The organism is Streptomyces sp. NPDC045968, from assembly GCF_056430475.1.
The window spans coordinates 74,309-94,068 of the sequence record NZ_JBWKLF010000006.1 but is presented as its reverse complement, the minus strand read 5'-3'; the positions used below and the strand labels follow the sequence as shown (position 1 = coordinate 94,068).

Annotated in this window: 20 protein-coding genes and 1 pseudogene; 14 read left to right on the top strand and 7 right to left on the bottom strand. The window is 68.4% G+C overall.

Annotation, left to right across the window (positions count from 1 at the left end):
* Positions 1-233: 233 nt before the first annotated feature.
* Positions 234-652: pseudogene (locus tag AC07FA_RS18760) on the bottom strand (IS5 family transposase); the annotation flags it as partial.
* A gap of 446 nt (positions 653-1,098) precedes the next feature.
* Here AC07FA_RS18760 and AC07FA_RS18755 point away from each other — a divergent pair.
* The 3 genes from AC07FA_RS18755 to AC07FA_RS18745 all read left to right on the top strand — a co-directional run bounded on the left by AC07FA_RS18755 (position 1,099) and on the right by AC07FA_RS18745 (position 2,864).
* Entirely contained in the window at positions 1,099-1,560 is a 462-nt protein-coding gene (locus tag AC07FA_RS18755; protein ID WP_479076744.1) for an ATP-binding protein, read from the top strand.
* Positions 1,561-1,797: 237 nt separating this feature from the next.
* Positions 1,798-2,397, top strand: coding sequence for an RNA polymerase sigma factor (locus AC07FA_RS18750; RefSeq protein WP_479077232.1), 600 nt, complete (start codon positions 1,798-1,800; stop codon positions 2,395-2,397).
* A 155-nt stretch (positions 2,398-2,552) separates the two neighbouring features.
* Positions 2,553-2,864 carry a hypothetical protein gene (locus tag AC07FA_RS18745; protein ID WP_479077230.1) on the top strand — a complete coding sequence of 104 codons (312 nt, stop codon included), beginning with the start codon at positions 2,553-2,555 and terminating at the stop codon, positions 2,862-2,864.
* A 28-nt stretch (positions 2,865-2,892) separates the two neighbouring features.
* On the opposite strand, the gene AC07FA_RS18740 is transcribed toward AC07FA_RS18745, so the two are convergent.
* Positions 2,893-3,609: a DinB family protein gene (locus AC07FA_RS18740; RefSeq protein WP_479076742.1), complete on the bottom strand. Its 717-nt coding sequence runs from the start codon at positions 3,607-3,609 to the stop codon at positions 2,893-2,895.
* A 185-nt stretch (positions 3,610-3,794) separates the two neighbouring features.
* Here AC07FA_RS18740 and AC07FA_RS18735 point away from each other — a divergent pair, with 185 nt between their 5' ends.
* From AC07FA_RS18735 to AC07FA_RS18720, 4 genes are all read left to right on the top strand, one after another.
* Entirely contained in the window at positions 3,795-4,202 is a 408-nt protein-coding gene (locus AC07FA_RS18735) for a peptidase inhibitor family I36 protein (protein ID WP_479076741.1), read from the top strand.
* A 155-nt stretch (positions 4,203-4,357) separates the two neighbouring features.
* The gene (locus AC07FA_RS18730; RefSeq protein WP_479076740.1) at positions 4,358-5,254 is read left to right on the top strand and encodes a hypothetical protein; all 897 of its coding nucleotides are present in this window, start codon (positions 4,358-4,360) and stop codon (positions 5,252-5,254) included.
* An 81-nt stretch (positions 5,255-5,335) separates the two neighbouring features.
* Positions 5,336-5,944, top strand: coding sequence for a sugar O-acetyltransferase (locus tag AC07FA_RS18725; RefSeq protein WP_479076738.1), 609 nt, complete (start codon positions 5,336-5,338; stop codon positions 5,942-5,944).
* An 11-nt stretch (positions 5,945-5,955) separates the two neighbouring features.
* The gene (locus tag AC07FA_RS18720; protein WP_479076736.1) at positions 5,956-6,501 is read left to right on the top strand and encodes a TetR/AcrR family transcriptional regulator; all 546 of its coding nucleotides are present in this window, start codon (positions 5,956-5,958) and stop codon (positions 6,499-6,501) included.
* 138 nt (positions 6,502-6,639) lie between these two features.
* Here the strand turns inward: AC07FA_RS18720 and AC07FA_RS18715 are convergent, their stop codons facing one another.
* Positions 6,640-7,080: a MarR family winged helix-turn-helix transcriptional regulator gene (locus AC07FA_RS18715; RefSeq protein ID WP_479076734.1), complete on the bottom strand. Its 441-nt coding sequence runs from the start codon at positions 7,078-7,080 to the stop codon at positions 6,640-6,642.
* 88 nt (positions 7,081-7,168) lie between these two features.
* On the opposite strand from AC07FA_RS18715, the gene AC07FA_RS18710 reads away from it, so the two are divergent.
* Positions 7,169-7,582, top strand: a complete 414-nt coding sequence (locus AC07FA_RS18710) for a nuclear transport factor 2 family protein (RefSeq protein WP_479076733.1) — start codon at positions 7,169-7,171, stop codon at positions 7,580-7,582.
* Between the two features lie 215 nt (positions 7,583-7,797).
* Here the strand turns inward: AC07FA_RS18710 and AC07FA_RS18705 are convergent, their stop codons facing one another.
* The 3 genes from AC07FA_RS18705 to AC07FA_RS18695 all read right to left on the bottom strand — a co-directional run bounded on the left by AC07FA_RS18705 (position 7,798) and on the right by AC07FA_RS18695 (position 9,888).
* Positions 7,798-8,310, bottom strand: a complete 513-nt coding sequence (locus AC07FA_RS18705) for a hypothetical protein (RefSeq protein ID WP_479076731.1) — start codon at positions 8,308-8,310, stop codon at positions 7,798-7,800.
* Positions 8,310-8,987, bottom strand: coding sequence for a hypothetical protein (locus AC07FA_RS18700; protein WP_479076730.1), 678 nt, complete (start codon positions 8,985-8,987; stop codon positions 8,310-8,312). The genes AC07FA_RS18705 and AC07FA_RS18700 overlap by 1 nt, the downstream gene beginning before the upstream one ends.
* A gap of 469 nt (positions 8,988-9,456) precedes the next feature.
* Positions 9,457-9,888 (bottom strand): hypothetical protein, encoded by a 432-nt coding sequence (locus AC07FA_RS18695; protein ID WP_479076729.1) that lies wholly within the window; start codon positions 9,886-9,888, stop codon positions 9,457-9,459.
* A 141-nt stretch (positions 9,889-10,029) separates the two neighbouring features.
* Here AC07FA_RS18695 and AC07FA_RS18690 point away from each other — a divergent pair, with 141 nt between their 5' ends.
* On the top strand, positions 10,030-10,656 hold the full coding sequence (locus AC07FA_RS18690) for an RNA polymerase sigma factor (protein WP_479076728.1): 627 nt from the start codon (positions 10,030-10,032) through the stop codon (positions 10,654-10,656).
* Positions 10,653-11,789 (top strand): CU044_5270 family protein, encoded by a 1,137-nt coding sequence (locus AC07FA_RS18685; protein ID WP_479076727.1) that lies wholly within the window; start codon positions 10,653-10,655, stop codon positions 11,787-11,789. The genes AC07FA_RS18690 and AC07FA_RS18685 overlap by 4 nt, the downstream gene beginning before the upstream one ends.
* A gap of 131 nt (positions 11,790-11,920) precedes the next feature.
* Here AC07FA_RS18685 and AC07FA_RS18680 read toward each other — a convergent pair whose 3' ends face one another.
* Positions 11,921-14,917 carry a 3-keto-alpha-glucoside-1,2-lyase-like domain-containing protein gene (locus AC07FA_RS18680; RefSeq protein ID WP_479076725.1) on the bottom strand — a complete coding sequence of 999 codons (2,997 nt, stop codon included), beginning with the start codon at positions 14,915-14,917 and terminating at the stop codon, positions 11,921-11,923.
* A gap of 243 nt (positions 14,918-15,160) precedes the next feature.
* Between AC07FA_RS18680 and AC07FA_RS18675 the strand changes: the two genes are divergently transcribed.
* The 4 genes from AC07FA_RS18675 to AC07FA_RS18660 all read left to right on the top strand — a co-directional run bounded on the left by AC07FA_RS18675 (position 15,161) and on the right by AC07FA_RS18660 (position 19,695).
* The gene (locus AC07FA_RS18675; protein WP_479077228.1) at positions 15,161-16,006 is read left to right on the top strand and encodes an alpha/beta fold hydrolase; all 846 of its coding nucleotides are present in this window, start codon (positions 15,161-15,163) and stop codon (positions 16,004-16,006) included.
* Between the two features lie 415 nt (positions 16,007-16,421).
* The gene (gene tdh, locus AC07FA_RS18670) at positions 16,422-17,450 is read left to right on the top strand and encodes an L-threonine 3-dehydrogenase (RefSeq protein WP_479076723.1); all 1,029 of its coding nucleotides are present in this window, start codon (positions 16,422-16,424) and stop codon (positions 17,448-17,450) included.
* A 60-nt stretch (positions 17,451-17,510) separates the two neighbouring features.
* Positions 17,511-18,704, top strand: a complete 1,194-nt coding sequence (locus AC07FA_RS18665) for a glycine C-acetyltransferase (protein WP_479076721.1) — start codon at positions 17,511-17,513, stop codon at positions 18,702-18,704.
* A gap of 61 nt (positions 18,705-18,765) precedes the next feature.
* Positions 18,766-19,695, top strand: a complete 930-nt coding sequence (locus AC07FA_RS18660) for a LysR family transcriptional regulator (RefSeq protein WP_479076719.1) — start codon at positions 18,766-18,768, stop codon at positions 19,693-19,695.
* The last annotated feature ends 65 nt before the right edge of the window (positions 19,696-19,760 follow it).

Sequence of the window (19,760 nt, the reverse complement as noted above, 5' to 3'; positions counted from 1 at the left end):
GCGTCAAGGTGGTCGTCGGGGAGTCGGGGAGTCGGGGTGTCAGTGGCTGGTGACAGGATCCAGGGGCTCTGATCGAGGGCCGGGGACCATCCCCGCGGGTGCGGGGAGCAGCCACACCCTTAGGAGCTCATAACACGATCATGATCGATGCTTCTTGAGTCGCCGCCAGCAGATGAGGCCGCAGGCCAGGGAGGCGAAGGCATCGTGGAGTTCGGTGCGACGTTCCCAGCGGCGACGGGCGGGATGCCTTCGACCAGGGCGAGGGTCTGGGTGACGTCGTTGACGTTGGCCGCCGTGGTGATGACCTTGAGCGGGGTGCCGCGTCCGTCGCAGATCAGGTGATGTTTGCTGCCCGTCTTCCTCCGGTCGACCGGCGACGGACCGGTGTCGGCGCCCCCTTTTTCGCGCGAACGTGGGAACCGTCCACGCATGCCCTGGACCAGTCCAGCTCGCCGGCCGCGTTCAGTTCGGCGAGCAGGTTCCGGTGCAGCTGGCCGAAGACCCCGGCCTTCCGCCAGCGGTCCAGCCGCCGCCAGCAGGTCTGACCTGAACCGAACCCCAGCTCCATAGGCAGCAGTTGCCAGGCGATGTCGTTGTGCAGCACGTACAGGATGCCCTGGAGGCACATACGGTCCGGTACCGGCCGTGGCCCGGCGATCGCTCGGGCCAGGGCGGCAGAAACGACCAGGGCTCTTCAGCAAGATCGTGTTACGAGCTCTAAGCAGCCGTGCGGGCGCGCCGCAAGCTGGTCCCGATTAGTCGTACTTGCTCGCGGTGGCAGGCGGGGGAGGTGGGGTGGGGTTTCCCCAACCGGCTTTACTCACCCACCGGTTAGGAAGAAGCTCGGGCCTCGTGTCTCGCATCCCGCTGCTCGCATCCCGAGGCTTGAGCTTCGGGGTGCCCACTCCCGTACGTACCCTCGAACGAGTGAGGAATGGCGTCCGGGTCTCGAAGCCCGAGATCCGAGCCCCGAGATGCGGGGCGGCCCCGAGGTCACGGACCGTCACCCCGACGGCTCGGTGGGCGTATCCGTACGCATACTCCGCGTACGAGCGCCCGATCTGGAGATATGAGGGCTGCGGCCGCCACGCTCGTCGCATGGAAGCTCCCTCTGCAACCCCATGCCCGCTCACTGTGCGTGAGTTCACCCAGCGCTTCAGCGCCACTCCCCGGGGTGCCCGTCTCGCCCGGCGGTTCGCCAGGTTCGAGCTGGACCGGTGGGGCATCCCGTACGGCGGCGACGTGTCCGACACGGCGGCGCTGCTCGTCGCGGAACTGGCCGCGAACGCCGCCACCCACGGCCGCGTACCGGGCCGTGACTTCGAACTGGCCCTGACGCTCACCCCGCGCGGCCCGGCCCTCAGCACCCTCCGTATCGAACTCTCCGACACCCGCACCGAGACCCGCCCGCCTTCGCCCGGTGACATCACCCCGCCTCCGCCCGACGCCGAGACCGGCCGGGGCCTGGTCCTGGTGGAAGCTCTGGCGGACCGCTGGGAGGTGCTCGACCGCCGTCCGCCCGGCAAGACGGTCCGCGCCGAACTGGACCTGCTGTACTGAGGAAACCTCGGCCGGAGGTGAATCCTTTCCGGACCTCCCCGTCTCCTATCTGCGTACCGGCCGAACGGGCCGGCAGAACCGGGAGGAAACACCCATGATGATCACTGGCCTCGTAGCGATCGGAGTCCTGCTCGTGGGCGCGTGCAGCTGGCATCTGGTGCGGCGCTACAGGAGCCGAAGCTGACCAGCGCCTGCGTGCGGGGGCGGGGGGCCTTCATGTCTGAATGTGGGGAGCACATGAAACAACGCTTTTCCTGGCCGGACGAGCGACTGATCAAGGCAGCTCAAGACGGCGATGTCACATCGCTCACCACCGTTGTCGTGGAATCGCAGCCCCATGTGCGCAAGTTCGCGCTGTCGCTGTGCGCCTCGCAGCAGGACGCGGAGGACGCGGCACAGGAGGCGTTGATCATCCTCTACCGGAAGATCGGCACCTTGCGGGCCACGGGCGCGCTCGCCTCATGGATGTTCCGGATCGTGCGCAACGAATGTCTTCGGCAGGTACGGCTGCTCGTCCCGCGGAGGGTCGAGGCGTCGGCCGAACCGGAGGCGTCCGCGGAACAGTCCGCCGAGGACGCGGTGCTGCACAGGCTGGAGGCGGAGCGGATCGCGGCTGCGGTGAGTGCCCTTCCCCCTGACCAGCGACAGGTCCTGATCATGCGGGACCTACAGGGCCTGCCCGGCAGGACTGTCGCCCATGCGCTCGGTCTGAGCAACGCCGCAATGAAATCGCGGTTGCACAGAGCACGCGCCACACTGCGGGACGCGCTGACAGGGGCCGATCGGGCGGCCGGCCAGGCCATGGACCAACCAGAGGGAGGAGACCCGCGACCATGAACACCGCGAACACTGCGAATACCGTGAACGCTGCGAGGACCGTGGCCACTCCGAACACCGTGACCCCCGCGAACACTGCGAAGTCCGTGAGCGCTGTGAAGTCCGGGCGGGGTGAGAAGGGCCGGGCAGCAGGCGCGCAGTCCGGGGCGCCCGAGATGAACTTCGCCAGCACGTCCGTCTCGCGCCACCTGGCGCGCGGCGCCATCGGCTTCGGGCTGATCATCGGCGCGATCGCCCTGGTCCCCGTCGCCGGCCCGGCCGCCCTGCTGGCGGCCCCGTTGTCCCTGATCGCCTTCCGTGGCTGCCCCACCTGCTGGATGGTCGGCCTGGCGCAGACCATCTCCAGGGGCCGTCTGGAGCGCCGGTGCGTGGACGGCGTCTGCACCCTCACCAAGGCGCACCCGGCGACGAACGCCGTGGCGCACGAGCCGGCAGTCGGCAACAACGGCCCGGCCACCTCCCGGTGACCAGGCCACGTGCACCGAGAGACCGAGGTCAGCGGGCCCTGTCGCGGGCCCGCCAGAGGTCGCGGAGCACCGCGATCTCGGCCATGTGGTGGATGAATTCCAGGTTGGCCCCGGCCAGCACGGTGATGTACGGGTCGTCGGGGTCGGAGCCGTAGGGATACTGCGAGAAGCCGACCGTGTCGAGCTGCTCCTCGGTGAGGGCGGCGACGCTGTCGCGCCAGCGGTCGATCAGGGCCCAGAACCGTTCGAGTGCCAGGGCGGCGGAGGGGGTGAAGTCGACCAGCAGCTTCGGCTCCTGCCGCCGCTCGCCGAAGGTCCACTCCCATTGGCCCGCGAAGCAGGAGTGCAGGTGCGCCAGCCGCCAGGCGATGGTGGTGACCGGCGTGTCGTCGGGGGCCGGGGCGCCGGTGTGGGCGAGGACCTGCTCGACCCGCTCGACGCTCACGCTCCAGTCCTCGGCGATCTTGTCGACCGTCATGCCGTCGGCCGCCTGCCGGGCGATCTCGGCGTACTCGTTCGACGGGATGTCCGGGGCGCCCTTGTCGAGCACCCATTCGCCCGGCCCGTACGCCCTCGGCGTCACCGCCTCGCCCCGGCGGCGGATCGACCAGCAGCCGGCCACCGGCTCCCACAGGTGCTCCTCGTCGCCGAGCCCGGTCAGCCGTACCTGGGCCATCTCCCTGGCCTGGTCGAACTGGTCGATGAGCAAGCTCAAGCGGTCGGTTCGTGCACCCTCTGTCTTCATGCGTGGAAGTTAACGGCTCACCTCATGGAACGCCACTGATTTTCCCGTGGGGATGAATCGGGCATTTCGGTGGGTCGGAATTCGGCCATGAGTCTCGATTATGTCGTCACAAAGAAAAGCTTGATCACCGACTGGTGCGGTGTTAGCGTCCTCCGCGTATCAGCCCGGCGAGAAATGGAGTATCCATGTCGAAACTGAAGGCCGCTTCCGCGCTTGCGGCAGTCGCATTCACCGCCACTGTCGCTTTCACCGGAAGCGCGGCCGCGGGCAGCTACAACGGCGTATGCGAAAGCTCCAACGGTGGCGAGGTCTGTCTGTACGACAGCAACAACAACACCGGCAGAGTTTATGACACGCTTTACAGCAAGGCGTCGTACACCGGCACGTATTACGGCTCGGACGTCGGCATCAACGACACCGTGTCGTCCACCTGGAACCGTGACCCCGACACCGAGGTCACTTTCTACGCCGGGGCGAACTACACCGGCACCGCCATGGGGAATGTCCCCGGTTGGAAGGTCAACTGGGAAGGCGGCTGGGCCGACAAGTGGAGCTCGCACTGCTTCGCCAACAACTCGGCCTGCCCCAACTGATGTCCGTGTAGGTGAATCCCCTGGTGGGCGGCGGTGCGGGACGTCCGACCGTCCCCACCCGCCAGGGGCCGCGAGCCGCGATCCGCGGTCGGGCGGCAGGTACGGGTGGTAGGTATGGGGGGATTGGGATGCTCAACAAAGGTCGGTCGCTTCTCGTGCTCGCCCTGCTCGGCTCCGTGGTCACCGGGTGCGCGAACAGCGAAGTGTCTCCTCGGAACGCGAATACCAAGGAGACGCTGAGAATCAGTCGGGCGGACGCCTATTACGAGGGGGGTGAGATCAAGCTCCCGCTCGATGCGTACGCACTCACCAAGGACCAGCGCCGCGATTTCTCATCGGCCGTCTATTCGCTGTCCAGCGCATGTATGAAAGACTTCGATCTGAGCTGGCCGAAGCCCGTCGAGCAGAATTCCAGAGAAGGCGACAATTCTCGCCGCTACGGAGTCGTCGACGCACGTCATACCAAAGAGTTCGGGTACGGAGTCCCCCTCCCCGAGGGTGTGACCCTGGCGGAGGCGCTGAAGGTCGGCCGTCAGAACACGGAGAGAACCAGAGTGCTCTCCCAGAAGACCCGTGATGTGTATACCGGCGAGCGCGTTCGGAATTACGCCGGAAAAAAGGTGCCCAAGGGCGGTTGCCGCGGTAAGGCGTACGGGATTCTGGGACTGCCCCCGCAGGGAATGACGTCCACGACCCTCGACGCCATGCGGTACGAGGCGTGGGACAGGGCGCGCAACCACAGGATCGTGCTGGACGCCGTCGTGCAGTGGAGCGCGTGCATGAGCAAGGCGGGCTATACGTACAAGACGCCCGAGGACGCGGTCGCCGACCCGGCCTGGCAGCGCCAAGGAGAGCCTTCGCGCGCGGAGATCGCCACCTCCGCCGCCGATGTGCGGTGCAAGCGCGACGTGATGCTGGTCGAGAAGTGGCACGCGCTGGAGGTGAAGAACCAGGAGCGCCTGGTGCACGAGAGGGCGGACGTGCTCAAGGGACTGGGGAGCCAGGTGAAGTCGCTCGTGACCCACGTCGAGCAGGTGCGCGCCGAGGGGTGAACCGGCCGGAACGTTCATGGCGGCGTACGTCTTGGATGCTCCGAGCGTACGACCGTACGCCGGGAGCGTACGATCGTACGCATGACGACGGACTCCACGGACTCGACCGGCTCGGCGGACTACTTCGCCGGCGACCCACGCACCAACCTGGAGCGGATGCTCGCGGGCGACCACTACATCGCCGACGACCCGGAGATCGCCCGACGGCAGCAACGCGCCATGCGACTCGCGGCGCGCTACCAGGCCGTCTACGTCGAGGACACCGTGGGAGCCAGGCCGCTCCTGGCCGAGCTGCTCGCCTCCGTGGGTGAGGACGTCGACGTACGGCCGCCGCTCCACGTCGACTACGGCAGCAACATCACCATCGGGGCCCGTACGTTCGTCAACTACAACCTGACCGCGCTGGACGTCGCGCGGATCACCATCGGCGAGGACTGCCAGATCGGTCCGAACGTCCAACTCCTCACGCCCACCCACCCCGTGGAGCCGAAGCCCCGGCGCGACAAGCTCGAAGCCGCACTGCCCATCACCATCGGCGACAACGTCTGGCTCGGCGGGGGAGCGATCGTGTGCCCCGGCGTGACGATCGGCGACAACTCCGTCATCGGTGCCGGTGCGGTGGTCACCAAGGACGTCCCCGCCAACGTCGTCGCGGTCGGTAATCCCGCGCGGCCCGTCCGCAGCATCTGAGGCGCACCCTCGTGGCAACCGGACAGACCGACCCGCAGCGGCGCGAGCGCATCCTCGCCGCCACCCTGGACCTGATCGCCGACGACGGCGTGGCCGGCGTCTCCCACCGCAAGATCGCGAGCCGCGCCGAGGTGCCGCTCGGCTCGATGACGTACCACTTCTCCGGCATCGACGAGCTGCTGCGCGAAGCGTTCACCGGATTCGCCCGTCACATCCAGGACGTCTTCGCGCTGTACCTCAGCCGTGCCGACAGCACCGAGCAGGCCCGGGAAGCGGTCACCGACCTCATCCACACGCTCTCCGAGGGCCCGCGCCGCGATCTCGTACTCGCGCAGGAGCTCTACACGCTCGCTGCCCGGCACGCGGAATACCGGTCGCTGACACAGGAGTGGATGCTGCGCAGCCGCCACCTGCTGGAGCAGCACTTCGACGCGGACACGGCCCGCCAACTGGACGCGCTGATCGAGGGTATGACATTGCACCGTGCACTGGACGCCTCACCTCACGACCGCGCACTGACCCGGCTGGCCGTCGCCCGCCTCACCGCCGTCGCATAGGCGGCACCCACAATCAGCCCGTGGGGTGCGGACCTGACACCGCGCCCCACGGGCGTTCGTACGCGACGCGACCTTCGGCCCCGCCTTCACCCGCACACCGAGTTTCAGCACGCCACCCGCAGCCTTCTTCAGCCCGCTTCAGGCGCGTTGGTGGTGCGTGAGCAGGCGAGTGAGCAGGCGGGTCAGGGTCTGCCTGTCCTCGGCCGAAAGCGGTTCCAAGAGGTCGTCCTGCACCTTGTCGAGCGCTCGATCCATGCGTCGCAGGTGCCGGTGACCTGCCGTGGTGAGGGTCACTCTGTTGCGCCTTCGGTCATCCGGGTCCGGCGTCCGCTCGACGTAACCCTGCTCGGCCAGTTCGTTGATCGCCGCCACGACGTCGCTGCGGTCCATGCTGCACCGGCGGCCGAGCTCGGCCTGGCTGGCCACCCCGAACTCGTCCAGTGCGGCCAGGATCCGGTAGTGGTAGCCGCGCGCGCCCACCTCGGCGAAGCCGTCGGACGCCAACCGATGGGCGTGCACTGCTACCTGGGTGAGCAGCCAACTCGGCTTCGCGGTCAGGTGCGCGGGGGTCTCTTCCACGACAGTCAGCCTACATCGTTGGCGCTGCCAACGAACCTCTGTATAGTTGGCGCCGCCAATGTTGGACTCGCCAACGAAAAGGTATGTCATGTCACCGAATACCGTGCTCGCTGACCGTATCGAGATCGCCGACCTGTTCTCCCGCTTCGCACTCCTGCTCGACGAGAAGCGGTGGGAGGATGCGGGCACCGTCTTCACCGACGATGTGTCGGGCCACTCGCCCCGCTCGGGCGAAATCCGCGGCATCGACGAGCTCGTCGGCTTTATGCGACAGGCCGAGGTCGAGGGGGAGCGCACCCAGCACCTGACCACTGACCTGCTGGTGGACGTCAGCGGCGACCAGGCGGCCGCCTCGGCGAACTCGCTCGTGTACTTCTACCGCGATGGCCAGGCCCCCCACCTGACAAGCGGTCTTCGTCTGGCCTGCACCGCGGTGCGGACGCCGGCGGGCTGGCGAATCCGCGAGACGCGAACCATGCTCGCCTGGATGCGCGAAAAGTGATCTCTCTCCGACGAAAGCCCCCGTCGGCTCGGCCGGCGGGGCTTTCGTCGCGGGCCATGGGGGCTGATGTGCCGCCGCGCGGGCCCCGTTCACGACTCGGTGGTGCAGTGCCTGGGGCGCGGCGGGCTCCCACCCGGCTCCAGCGGGGTGAGGCCGGGTGGCCGCCGTCCGTGACGGCAGCCACCCCACCGCTTGATCGCGACTCGAGACAGGCCCTAGTAGCGGTCGTGCGAGGCGTTCTCGTTCTTCAGGGTGGACACCAGGTTGTCCGAGGGCCAGTAATCTCCGCAGGTCGGCAGGAATGCCTGGCTCGGCCCGCTGTATCCGGAGTAGAAGTAGACGCGATATGTGGCCGAGCACTCGCCGTTCGACGCCGAGGCCGCGTTGTTCTTGACCGCCTGGCCGTCGCCCTCATTCGACAGGACGCACGTGGCGGCGGTTCCGGAAATCTGCCCGGGCCTGAACACGTACCGCACCAGGGCCACCCCGTTCGGGGAGTACCCGAAGTAATCGGGTATGTCATGGTTCGCAACGAAACAAGGGCTGGACGAGTACCACGTCTGCTCGCCCCGGCTGTTGAAGTGAATGGCGAAGCAGTAGCTGTTCCCCGACGAACTGCACGCATCCCCTTCGTACGAGGTGGCGGCCGATGCGGGAGTCGCCGAGAGAGCCAGGGCGCTCATGGCGCAGAAGGCGGCGATTCCGGCGATTCTCTTCCTGATATTCATTAGTTACCCGCCGCCTCGTACGCCTGACGAACCTTTGCCGAGTTCTTGTCCTTTACGCTCTTCTCCTTGGCGAGCTTGGAGGCGTTCTCCTTGATCGCCTTCTGCTGCCCCGCCTTCTCCTTCGTGTTCCAGACTCCGATGAGCTTGGAATCCGCCTTGCACTCGACATCGGCGACCGCGTGCGCGATCTCCTCACGGCCGGCGGTGGGAGCAGACGGTGAGAGGCCGAGCTTGTTGAGGTCTTCGAGGGGGTGGCTCCGCTCGTACCCCTTCTGCTTCATGCAGGAAACCCACTGCGCGACGGCCTTGACGACCTCGGGGCTCTTTCGCGTCTCCTCGAAAACGGTGATCCCCATACGCTCCGCTTCGGGCGTCTGGGGCATGGGGAACATGCGCCGCGCCTCTCCGCGGCAGCCGCCGTCGGGAAGCGGCTTCCCCTCGTAGGTGCCGTTGTCGACCCCCGCCCCCTCGCCGGTGAAGACGGCCGACTCGGCTCCCGCGGCGGGTTCCCAGTACGCGGATTCCTGGACGCCGGTCGGGAGGTGATATCCGAACTTCTTCGCCAGGTCGAGATCCGAAATGCCGTAGCGGCGGCCCAGTGCGGAGTCCGCCTGCATGACCGCCGACTGCTCGGAAATCTGCGGCGGTCCGAAGTCGGCGAATCCGAAGCGCGCCATGCAGGAACGCCACTGATCCTGTACGGCGACCTTCCAGGCGTAACCGTCGACTGAACTTGTGGCGTAATCATCCAGGGGCAGAGTGAGCCCCTTGGCCAACCCCTTGGTGGGAGCCGTCGGCAACTCGTCGAGCGCAAGCCGCTCGGCCGTTGGTGGCGCACCGTTCCCGGCTCGGATTTCGGGTGATTCATCTGCTTGTTGTGTTCCGCACCCAACAAGTAGAGCCGCGAGCGTGGCGACACTCGCTATCCCTCTGATCGGTCTCAAAGCGAAAGGACCTTTCGTGTGATACCTCGGCTGTCGAACTACAGCACGCCCCCCCACGAGGGCACCTAACCGAGAGTGCGCCGCCCATTGCGGACGGTCCCGGCGCGGCCGAGCATATGCATGCCAAAAGTGAATGTCTAGACCTTTATTCTGACGCCCCGTCGACAGCGTGAGAGGGGTGGGCGCACGGGGTCGGCCGAGGTCAACGGCCCTCGGTGTCGGGGGGATTGGCGTCATGGGGGTGGGTGTCGCGGGGTTTGGCGTAATGGGGCTTGACGTCGAAGCCGCACCCCCGGGCCGCTGTGGGAGCCAGTCCCCCCAGCACCACGACGCCGAGCGCGCCCCCGACTGCGGCAAGGGTGCCGTGGAAGAGGAGCAGGGGTCCGGCGACGAGCCCGGCGACGAGGGCCAGCAGCGCGACCGTGCCCACCCAGCTCTCGTCGTCCTGGGTCCATGAGCGGATGCGGACTCCGGCGAGTATCAGCGCCATGACCCAGAACTCGGTGCCGAACAGCCACCCCAATTCCCCGGTGCTCGCCCGCACGCACCAGGCGTCGAGGTACGAAACGATCGCGGCGAGGGGCGCGATGAGGGCCCCTTTCCCGGCCGCGGTGATCAGAGACGCCTTGGTCAACCGACTTCCCCCGGGTTGGTGCGGCATTGGCGTCCTAGGGTGCTACGGCCGCCGGGCGGCAGTCATCCGTCCGGTGGGGGTGTGATGTGGATCACAGGAACTGGCCGGCGTGGTCGGACAAGTCAGAAGGTGAACTACTCGATGCATGCGCGCATCCGCGCGGGGGACCCGGAGGCCTTCCGGGAGTTGTTCCGCGACCACGCCCAGCTGATCTACCGGCACGCTGTCCGGACCACCGGGGACTGGGCCGCAGCCGAGGACATAGTCTCGCTGACCTTCCTGGAGGCCTGGCGGCTGCGCGAGAAGCTGCGGGACGAAGGCGACAGCCCGCGGCCCTGGTTGATGGGCATCGCGGTCAACGTGCTGCGTAATACGGGCCGCGCGGCGCGGCGGCACGAAAGAGCCCTCGCCAGACTGCCGTTACGGGACGTGCTGCCTGATTTCGCGGACGAACTGGTCGGAAGGATCACCGACTCCGAGGAACTCGCCGCGGCGAAGGTGGCCATGGGGCAGTTGCGCAGAGGTGAGCGCGAGGTGTTCGCGCTGTGCGTGTGGTCGGGCCTCGGCTACGCGGAGGCCGCCGAGGCGCTCGGCGTGCCGGTCGGCACGGTGCGCTCCCGCCTGTCGCGCGCGAGGAGCCGCCTGCGCAAGCTGACGGACGGTGAACTGCGCCACCGCCGCAGAAAGATGGAACGGGTCGGGGCGGTCGGACAAGTACAGAGTGACCGCATCGATGCGGTCCGGTCGGAAGAGGAGAGGCACCGATGAATCGCACCCCCTGGCGGCGGCGCCGAGAGCCGCTCGACCATGCGGAGCTGGCGGGGCTGCTGCCGGCGCCGGGCGATCCGGCGCTGCCCCACGGCCGCATGACGACGCTCGAGGAGCACCTGATGCACGAGATCCAGCAGGCGCAGGCCCGCAAAGCCGGGGAGCCGGAGCCGCAGGCGGCGGCCCCGGTTCCCTCGCGGCCTTCCGGCCGGCCGCTCCGTGGCGGTCGTCGGCTCGCGCTGATCGGGGCGGCCGTCGCGGTGGCGGTGCTGGCCGGTGTGGCCGGGGCCACCCAGTTCGCCGGCCAGGACACGGTCGAAGCGGCCGGTCCGCCGGAGTGGTCGGTGCCCGCGTCGGTCGTCCAGGCCGGGCAGGGCACGACCCAAGGGCTGGACAGCACGGTCGCCCTGATCTCCGGAGCGGCAGCCCGCGAGAAGCTGCCCGAGCCGAAGCCGGGCCAGTTCATCTACATAAAGAGCCAGGTCTCCTGGCTGACGACGTCAGAGGACGCCGACGGCAAGAGCGAGACCTACGTACAGAAGCTGCATCCCCGCCAGGTGTGGATGTCACCGGACGGACGCAAGGGCTGGCTCATCGAGCCGGGTAACGGCACCACCTCTCGCGAAGGGCTGACCCTGGACGCCGAGGGCGAGGCGCTGGCCGAGGGGCCGACGCTCGGCGGCCCCAGTTACGACTACCTCAAGAAGCTCACCACCGACCCCGACGAGCTGCTGAGAAAGATCTACGCGGAGACGAAGGGGCAGGGCAACGGACCGGACCAGCAGGCGTTCACCACGATCGGTGACCTGGTGCGTGAGCAGTTGATGCCGGCGGAGTTGACGTCCGCGCTGTACCGGACGGCGGCGAAGATCCCTGGCGTGATGGTGGTGAACAAGACGACCGACGCGGCGGGCCGCCAGGGAATCGCCATAGCCCGGACCGACGAGCATTCCGGCGACCGCACGGAGTGGATTTTCGACCCGGAGACCTTCAGCTACCTGGGGGAGCGCACGGTGCAGATGCGTGACCGGAACGGGATCAAAGCCGGCACGGTGACGGGACACACAGCGATAACGGAGCGCGCGGTCGTCGACGAGATGAAGGAGCTCCCGGGGTCGAGGAACACGATCTGACGATCAGACATCACACGTCCGGAGCGGCCAGAGCGTTCGACCGGGGCTTGCCGCCCCGGTCGGACACCCCGGTCGGACACCCCAGCCGTACACTCCGCCCGTCCACTCCGCCCGCACACTCCGCCCGGCCTCTAGACCAGCGGCTCGATCCAGATATTGCGGTAGCGGACCTTGCTGCCGTGGTCCTGGAGGCGGATGGCTCCGGCCGTCGGGCCCTCGGGAGCCCCGGCACCCGTCGGTCCGTCGATGGCCACGTTGTCGTGGACGGTCTTGCCGTTCCATACCACCGTGACCCGGGCGTCGGCGGTCTTCTTGCCCGTGTCGTCGAAGCGGGCCGCGTGGAAGGTGATGTCGTACGACTGCCACGTCTCCGGCGGTGTCGCGGCGTTGAGGTCCGGAGCCTTCTTGGTGTAGATCGCCCCGGCCTCGTTGTCCGCGAGAGTCGTGTCACCGTACGAGTCGAGGATCTGGACCTCGTAGCGGTCCTGGAGGTAGACGCCGCTGTTCGCGCGGTTCTGGCCGGTCACGTCCGGAGGGAGGTTCGGCAGCCAGAATTCGGCATGCAGGGTGAAGTCCTTGAACGACTCCTTGGTGCGGATGTCACCGCAGCAGACCTCCATCGAGTCGCCGGCCATCGGCCATTGCACCGTCCGGCCGTCGGTGTGCTGCCAGGCCGCCTGGCTCGATCCGTCGAACAGCGGGACGCGTTCGCCCTGGGGGCGCACGGTGATCAGATCGAGGTTGACGTGGCCGGTGTCCCCGCTGTCGTACACATAGGTGATCCGATTGCGCCCGGCGCGCAGGGTCAGCGGCTCCGTCTGCGTCGACCAGGTGTCCCAGTCGCGGGTGCTCAGCAGACTGGTCTGCTTGATCTTCGTGCCGTTGACGTGAACGCTGATGCTCTTGGTACCGGTGAAGGGATTCGGTCCGTTGGAGTAGCGCAGCCCCACGTCGTATGTGCCCGCCGCCTCGACGTCGACATCGAAACTGGTGGCGGCGCCCTCGGTGCCGTAGCCGTCGACGAAGCCTCCGCCCGAGTAACCCGGGTGGTCGGTGCCGAAGGAGGCGCCGCCGGTGAGGGTCGCCTCTTCTGCCTCGTACAGGGGGGACGGGGTCTGTTTGCCGGGCATGGAATTGAGTGTGTACCACGCCTCCGTGCTCCACAGGGATTCACCGCTCGACGAGCTGAAGGGCCGGGGGGAGCGGACGTGGACGACGCGGTTGGCCTTCAGGCCGGGGATGTCCAGGGTGACCTTCCTGCGGTCGGACGACAGCGTGGCCGACCGTACGGACAGGGTCTCCTCGTCGACCTTGGGGCCACCGTAGGAGGGGGTAGGGACGTAGAACCACTGCTTGACCTTGTACCGCTCGGCCAGCTCGGCCGCTGTCTCCTCGGAGAGCGGCTGGGTGTACTCCAGCTCGAAGCCGCCCGGCTTCGCGCGCATCGCCAGGATGTCGAAAGCCTTGTCGCCGCTGGGGGACAGCTTCTGCAGACCGTAGGTGAGCTTGCCCTCCTGGCCCCAGTTGCCGCCCGCGCCGAGGCCACCGGCGTAGATCGCGCCGTCCGGCCCCATGCTGATCCGGTTGACCCCGGCCTCCAGGCCCTGGGTGAAGCGGAACACGGCCCCCTGGTACTGACCTTTGACCTTCTCCAGATACGCCCGCTGGATGCCGCCGTAGGTCACGTCACCGAACAGCATCTGTCCCGCGAACCTGCCCTCGGCGAGCAGGAGCGGGGTGCTGGGAGAGTTCGCGATGTCGTTCTGCGGCAGCCACAGCACCGGCTTCGTCACGGGGTTCGCGTCGAAGGGGCCGTCGGGATTCGTGTAGTGGTTGAAGAAGCGGTCCTGTTTGATGTGGACCAGCTTCGACGAGGGCAGCCAGCCGCCCTGGTTGTCGGTGACGAAAATGTCGCCGCCAGGCCCCCAGCCGATGCCGTTGGGAGTACGCAGACCACCCGCGACGTACGAGACCTCACCGGTCTTCCGGTTCACCTTGATCGTGGAGCCCCGGTTCTCAGCGGGCTGCGGATCGGTGGTCGCGCCGCCGTAGTTGATCGCCACCGAGAGATTGAGGTAGAAGAACCCCTTCTTGTACAGCAGGCCGAAGGCGAATTCGTGGAAATTGCCGCCGTACGGCCAGGTGGCGATCGTCTTCTGCTCGTCGATCACATCGTCGCCGTCGGCGTCGGTGAGCTCGGTCAGCTCGTGCTTCTGCGAGACGTACAGCTTGCCGTCGACGGATTTGACGCCCATGGGTTCCTTGAGCCCGCCGACGACCTTCTTGGCCGTCACCTTGCTCGTATCGGTGTTCCCCTGGACGTTGTCGAGGAGGTAGACCTCGCCCGCCGTCTGGGTGCTGCCGCCCCAGGTGGTCACGGCCAGCCGGCCGTCCGGCAGCCAGTCCATCGCGGTGACCTGCGGTTCGAAGCCCTCGGGGCGCAGATCTGTCAGCCGGTAGTCGGGGTGGACCGAGTTCAGGGGCAGCCCGTCGCCCGGCGCGTCCGATACGCCCTCGCACTCCTTGCGGCCCGGCGCCGTGACGCGTACGACATCGGCATCGGTGCTCAGCACGGAGTTGGGCACGACGGCGAAGCCGGAGGCACCCGGCGGCTGCCACGCCAGGGTGATCTGCTGCCCGCCGGTGCGCTCGAAGTGCTCGATGCGAAGAGAGTGGTGGCCGGCCGACAGAGTGACGGAACCGTCCTTGGGTTCGGCGCCGTGCAGTCCGTCGTGATCGATGACGAGCTGATCGTCGATCAGCAGCCGCGAGCCGTCGTCGCTGGTCAGCCGGAAGGTGTACGCGCCGTCCTCCGGGACGGCGATGTTGCCGATCACATGCGCGACGAAGTAGTCGCCGAAGCCGAAGTCGTCCGGAGAGCTCCAGTCGATCGTCGGCATCAACTTGTCGACATTGGGAGTCTGTCCGGACTTGATGTCGCACAACTCGCTGAGCGGCGACTGTACATCGAACACCCGCAACGTGACCCCGGGCTCCTGCGGCGGTAGCTCTGCCCGCCCGGACGGTTCGGCTCCGGCCGGTGACGCGGAGAAGGCGCCGACGAGGAAGGAGGCGACGAGCAGCCCCACCAAGCGTCTGCGACAGCGTTGATACAGCCGTGAGTTCATTCTTCCTCCTGGCCCCTCCAGTGAGGAGCACGTGGGCGAACGTTCTACGGGAGTTGTCCGGCAGCGCCTTACCTGAGCGGAAGTTGGGGGGTTGCGACGGAAACAGTAGGAGGCTTTTGCTGATGACGTCCATACTTCGTCATCACTGTGTTCAAAGTCGGACGCGAAGGACCCGAACACCCATCCGGCGAGCTCCGCCGCTGACAGACTGGACGGATGGCCGAAGCATCGGAATTGCCCGTAGTGTCCGAAGTCGAGCTCTCCGCAGGCGTGATCACGTACGAGGACACGGGCGGGGAGGGGCCGGTGACCGTCCTCCTGCACGGGGTCGCGATGGACGGCTCCCTGTGGCGCAACGTCGTCGACGGGCTCCGCGCCGACTTCCGGTGCGTCGTACCGACCCTGCCACTCGGCGGGCACCGGCGGCCCATGCGGCCGGACGCGGATCTGTCCGTCCTCGGAGTGGCCCGGCTGGTGGCGGAATTCCTCGAGGCGCTCGACCTTCGGGACGTCGCGCTCGTGATGAACGACTGGGGCGGGGCACAGGCCCTCGTCGCGGACGGCCGGGACGAGCGGATCGGCAAGCTGGTGATCACGTCCTGCGAGGCATTCGACAACTACCCTCCGGGCCTGCCCGGTTCCAACCTCCACGCCTCCGCGAGGATGCCCGGCGGCCTGTATCTCGCCTTCGCCCTGCTCAAGCTGAAGCCCATGCGGCGGCTGCCCATGACTTGGGGCCGGATGTGCAAGCGGCCCGTCCCGCACGAGGTGATGGACGAGTGGTTCCGGCCGTTGTGGACCTCTGCGGAGATCCGCCGTGATCTGCGGAAGTACGTCCTCGGCGTGCCACCCAAGGCGGAACTCCGGCACTGGACGGAAAAGCTGCGGGACTTCGACCGCCCGGCGCTCGTCGTCTGGGCGTCCGAGGACAAGGTCATGCCACCCGAGCACGGACGCCGACTGGCCGAACTCCTGCCCCAGGGACAGCTGGTGGAAGTCGCTGACAGCTACACCCTCCTCCCGGAGGACCAGCCCACCGTGCTCGCCACGCACATCAGCACATTCCTGCGGAAGGGCGCTCAGTCCTAGAAGCCGAGGGGGGCTCGTCCGAGCCCGGGGCGCCGGACGCCACGCCCGGCCCCGGGACGGGCCGGCCGCCGCAGCCGCTCGCGCCGTGCTCGCGGGCGGCGCGGGCGCCGCCGTCCACGCCAGGGCATCGCCCGTCCCGGCCGCCGAGGCCGGGGCCCGCGTCCTCGGCGGTCCGGACGCGAAGGTACGGACAGCGTGAAGCGGAGCTGCGGGGGCGCTTAAGAAATCCTCGATGGACCTGCGGCGCGGGGTGCGGCAGATTGCTTCCTGACGGCAGAGAGTGGTGCGCGGAGCCGGACGTCCGACGCGCACGGCGACCTGCCGTACCTCATGTCTTCCCCGGGCCGCAGGCTTTCTTCCCCACGCCCCCGGCCCGGGGTACTCAACGCCGCACCAGGCACAGGGAGCCGCAGCCGTGAAGGCACTCGTGAAGCAGAAGGCCGAGCCGGGGCTCTGGCTGATGGACGTGCCGGAACCGGAGATCGGTCCCGGCGACGTACTCATCAAGGTCCTCCGCACCGGCATCTGCGGCACCGACCTGCACATCCGGGCCTACGACGGCTGGGCCCAGCAGGCCGTGCGCACCCCCCTCGTCCTGGGACACGAATTCGTCGGCGAGGTCGCAGAGCTCGGCTCCGACGTCGTCGACATCAAGGTCGGCGACCTCGTCAGCGGCGAGGGCCACCTCGTCTGCGGCAAGTGCCGAAACTGCCTGGCAGGCCGCCGTCACCTCTGCCGCTCCACCGTGGGTCTCGGCGTCGGCCGCGACGGGGCGTTCGCCGAGTACGTCGCGCTGCCCGCGTCCAACGTCTGGGTGCACCGGGTCCCCGTGGACCTCGACATCGCCGCGATCTTCGACCCGTTCGGCAACGCCGTGCACACCGCGCTGTCCTTCCCGCTGGTCGGCGAGGACGTGCTGATCACCGGCGCCGGACCGATCGGTATCATGGCCGCGGCCGTCGCCCGCCACGCCGGTGCCCGCAACATCATGATCACCGACGTCAGCGAGGCCCGCCTCGAACTGGCCCGCAAGGTCGGCGTCAGCCTCGCCCTCAACGTCGCCGACGAGACCATCGCCGACGGCCAGAAGCACCTCGGACTCCGCGAGGGCTTCGACATCGGCCTGGAGATGTCCGGCCGGCCCGAGGCGATGCGCGACATGATCGCGAACATGACGCACGGCGGGCGGATCGCGATGCTCGGACTGCCGTCCGAGGAGTTCGCCGTCGACTGGTCGCGGGTCGTCACCTCGATGATCACCATCAAGGGCATCTACGGCCGCGAGATGTACGAGACCTGGTACGCGATGTCCGTGCTGCTGGAGGGCGGTCTGGACCTCGCCCCCGTCATCACCGGACGATACGGCTACCGGGACTTCGAAGCGGCGTTCGACGACGCGGCGAGTGGTCGCGGTGGCAAGGTCATCCTCGACTGGACCGTCTGAACCACGCGCGTCCAGTCAAGCCACTGACGTATCCAGCTACCGAGCCGGGAGACACCCCTCATGTTCGACTCCGTACGTGACGACGTGCGCACCACCCTCGACGAGATCAAGGCCGCCGGACTCCACAAGCCCGAGCGCGTGATCGGCACCCCGCAGTCCGCCACCGTCGCGGTCACCTCCGGCGGACGCCCTGGCGAGGTCCTCAACTTCTGCGCCAACAACTACCTGGGCCTCGCCGACCACCCCGAGGTCGTCGCCGCCGCGCACGAGGCACTGGACCGCTGGGGCTACGGGCTCGCCTCGGTCCGCTTCATCTGCGGCACGCAGGAGGTCCACAAGGAGCTGGAGCAGCGGCTGTCGTCGTTCCTCGGCCAGGAGGACACGATCCTCTACTCCTCCTGCTTCGACGCCAACGGCGGTGTCTTCGAGACCCTCCTCGGCGCGGAGGACGCGGTCATCTCCGACGCCCTCAACCACGCCTCGATCATCGACGGCATCCGGCTCTCCAAGGCCCAGCGCTTCCGCTACGCCAACCGCGACATGGCCGACCTGGAGCAGCAGCTCAAGGAGGCGTCCGGGGCGCGGCGCCGGCTCATCGTCACCGACGGTGTGTTCTCCATGGATGGTTACGTCGCTCCGCTGCGCGAGATCTGCGACCTGGCCGACCGCTACGACGCCATGGTGATGGTCGACGACTCGCACGCCGTGGGCTTCGTCGGCGCCGGTGGGCGCGGCACCCCCGAGCTGCACGACGTCATGGACCGCGTCGACATCATCACCGGCACCCTCGGCAAGGCGCTCGGCGGCGCGTCCGGCGGCTACGTCGCGGCCCGCGCCGAGATCGTCGCCCTGCTCCGTCAGCGCTCGCGCCCGTACCTCTTCTCCAACTCGCTCGCGCCCGTCATCGCAGCCGCCTCCCTCAAGGTCATCGACCTGCTGGAGTCCGCGGGCGAACTGCGCGACCGGCTCAACGCCAACACCGCGCTCTTCCGGACCCGGATGACCGAGGAAGGCTTCGACGTCCTGCCCGGCGACCACGCCATCGCCCCCGTCATGTTCGGGGACGCGGCGAAGGCAGGCCGGATGGCGGAGCTGCTCCTCGAGCGCGGTGTGTACGTGATCGGGTTCTCCTACCCGGTCGTCCCGCAGGGCGCGGCGCGCATCCGCGTGCAGCTGTCCGCCGCGCACTCCACGGACGACGTGAACCGTGCCGTGGACGCGTTCGTCGACGCGCGGGCGGCGCTGGCGGAGTAGCCGGGCCGCCCAGGAGTTCCCGCCGGACCCGGAACGATCCGGACCTGGGACAATAGGGCACATGATCGATGCACGGCGGCTGCGCATTCTCCGTGCGGTGGCGGACCACCGCACGGTGACTGCCGCGGCCGCCGCGCTGTATCTGACCCCCTCCGCCGTGTCCCAGCAGCTCGCCGCCCTTGAGCAGGAGACCGGCCACCGGCTGGTCGAACGCGGGGCGCGCGGGGCGCGGCTCACGGCGGCGGGGGAGATCCTGCTGACCCACACCAATGTGGTGCTGGCCCAGCTGGAACGGGCCGAGGCGGAGCTCGCGGCATACAGCGCGGGGGTGGCCGGTACGGTGACGGTCGCCGCGTTCGCCACCGGCATCGGCCTCGTCCTCGCCCCCGCCATCACCGAGCTGAACCTCACCGCGCCCGGCATCCGGGTCCGGGTGCAGGACGCCGAGGGTGACGCGAGTGTGCCGATGGTGCTGGACCGGCAGGTGGATGTGGCGGTCGCCGTCGAGTACCGGGGCGCGCCGGGAGCGGACGACGAGCGGCTGACCCGGGTGCCGCTCTACTCCGAACCCTTCGACGCGGTACTGCCCGTGGACCACCGGCTGGCCGGTCAGGACCAGGTGGCGGTCGCGGACCTCGCGAAGGACCCGTGGATCGGCCCGTACCCGGGAAACCCCTGCCATGACGTGGTCGTCCTCGCCTGCGAGTTCGCCGGCTTCGAACCCCGGCTGGAACACTCCTCGGACGACTTCCGCGCGGTGGTCGCGCTGGCCGGGGCGGGCGCGGGCGTGGCACTGGTGCCGAGGTCCGCGTTGCGGGGGGTCGAACTGACGGGAGTCGTCGTACGGCCTGTGGAGGGCAGCCCGCCGACCCGCCGGGTCTTCGCGGCCGTCCGTCAGGGCGCGGAGGGCCACCCCTTGATCCGTCCGGTACTGGACGCGCTCGGGGCGGCGGGGGCGCGGGAGGAGGGCCTGGCCGCGCGCACGCCGTAGCGCGCGCCCGGCAACGCGGTGCGCGTCCGTGACCACCGCCCTACGGACTCACGCGGGCTGCATGC

Excerpts from the sequence above, each read along its gene's own strand:
- AC07FA_RS18755 (WP_479076744.1), top strand. The coding sequence starts at position 1,099 with ATGGAAGCTCCCTCTGCAACCCCATGCCCGCTCACTGTGCGTGAGTTC.
- AC07FA_RS18750 (WP_479077232.1), top strand. The coding sequence starts at position 1,798 with ATGAAACAACGCTTTTCCTGGCCGGACGAGCGACTGATCAAGGCAGCT.
- AC07FA_RS18745 (WP_479077230.1), top strand. The coding sequence starts at position 2,553 with ATGAACTTCGCCAGCACGTCCGTCTCGCGCCACCTGGCGCGCGGCGCC.
- AC07FA_RS18740 (WP_479076742.1), bottom strand. The coding sequence starts at position 3,609 with ATGAAGACAGAGGGTGCACGAACCGACCGCTTGAGCTTGCTCATCGAC.
- AC07FA_RS18735 (WP_479076741.1), top strand. The coding sequence starts at position 3,795 with ATGTCGAAACTGAAGGCCGCTTCCGCGCTTGCGGCAGTCGCATTCACC.
- AC07FA_RS18725 (WP_479076738.1), top strand. The coding sequence starts at position 5,336 with ATGACGACGGACTCCACGGACTCGACCGGCTCGGCGGACTACTTCGCC.
- AC07FA_RS18710 (WP_479076733.1), top strand. The coding sequence starts at position 7,169 with ATGTCACCGAATACCGTGCTCGCTGACCGTATCGAGATCGCCGACCTG.
- AC07FA_RS18705 (WP_479076731.1), bottom strand. The coding sequence starts at position 8,310 with ATGAATATCAGGAAGAGAATCGCCGGAATCGCCGCCTTCTGCGCCATG.
- AC07FA_RS18700 (WP_479076730.1), bottom strand. The coding sequence starts at position 8,987 with ATGGCGCGCTTCGGATTCGCCGACTTCGGACCGCCGCAGATTTCCGAG.
- AC07FA_RS18690 (WP_479076728.1), top strand. The coding sequence starts at position 10,030 with ATGCATGCGCGCATCCGCGCGGGGGACCCGGAGGCCTTCCGGGAGTTG.
- AC07FA_RS18685 (WP_479076727.1), top strand. The coding sequence starts at position 10,653 with ATGAATCGCACCCCCTGGCGGCGGCGCCGAGAGCCGCTCGACCATGCG.
- AC07FA_RS18680 (WP_479076725.1), bottom strand. The coding sequence starts at position 14,917 with ATGAACTCACGGCTGTATCAACGCTGTCGCAGACGCTTGGTGGGGCTG.
- AC07FA_RS18665 (WP_479076721.1), top strand. The coding sequence starts at position 17,511 with ATGTTCGACTCCGTACGTGACGACGTGCGCACCACCCTCGACGAGATC.
- AC07FA_RS18660 (WP_479076719.1), top strand. The coding sequence starts at position 18,766 with ATGATCGATGCACGGCGGCTGCGCATTCTCCGTGCGGTGGCGGACCAC.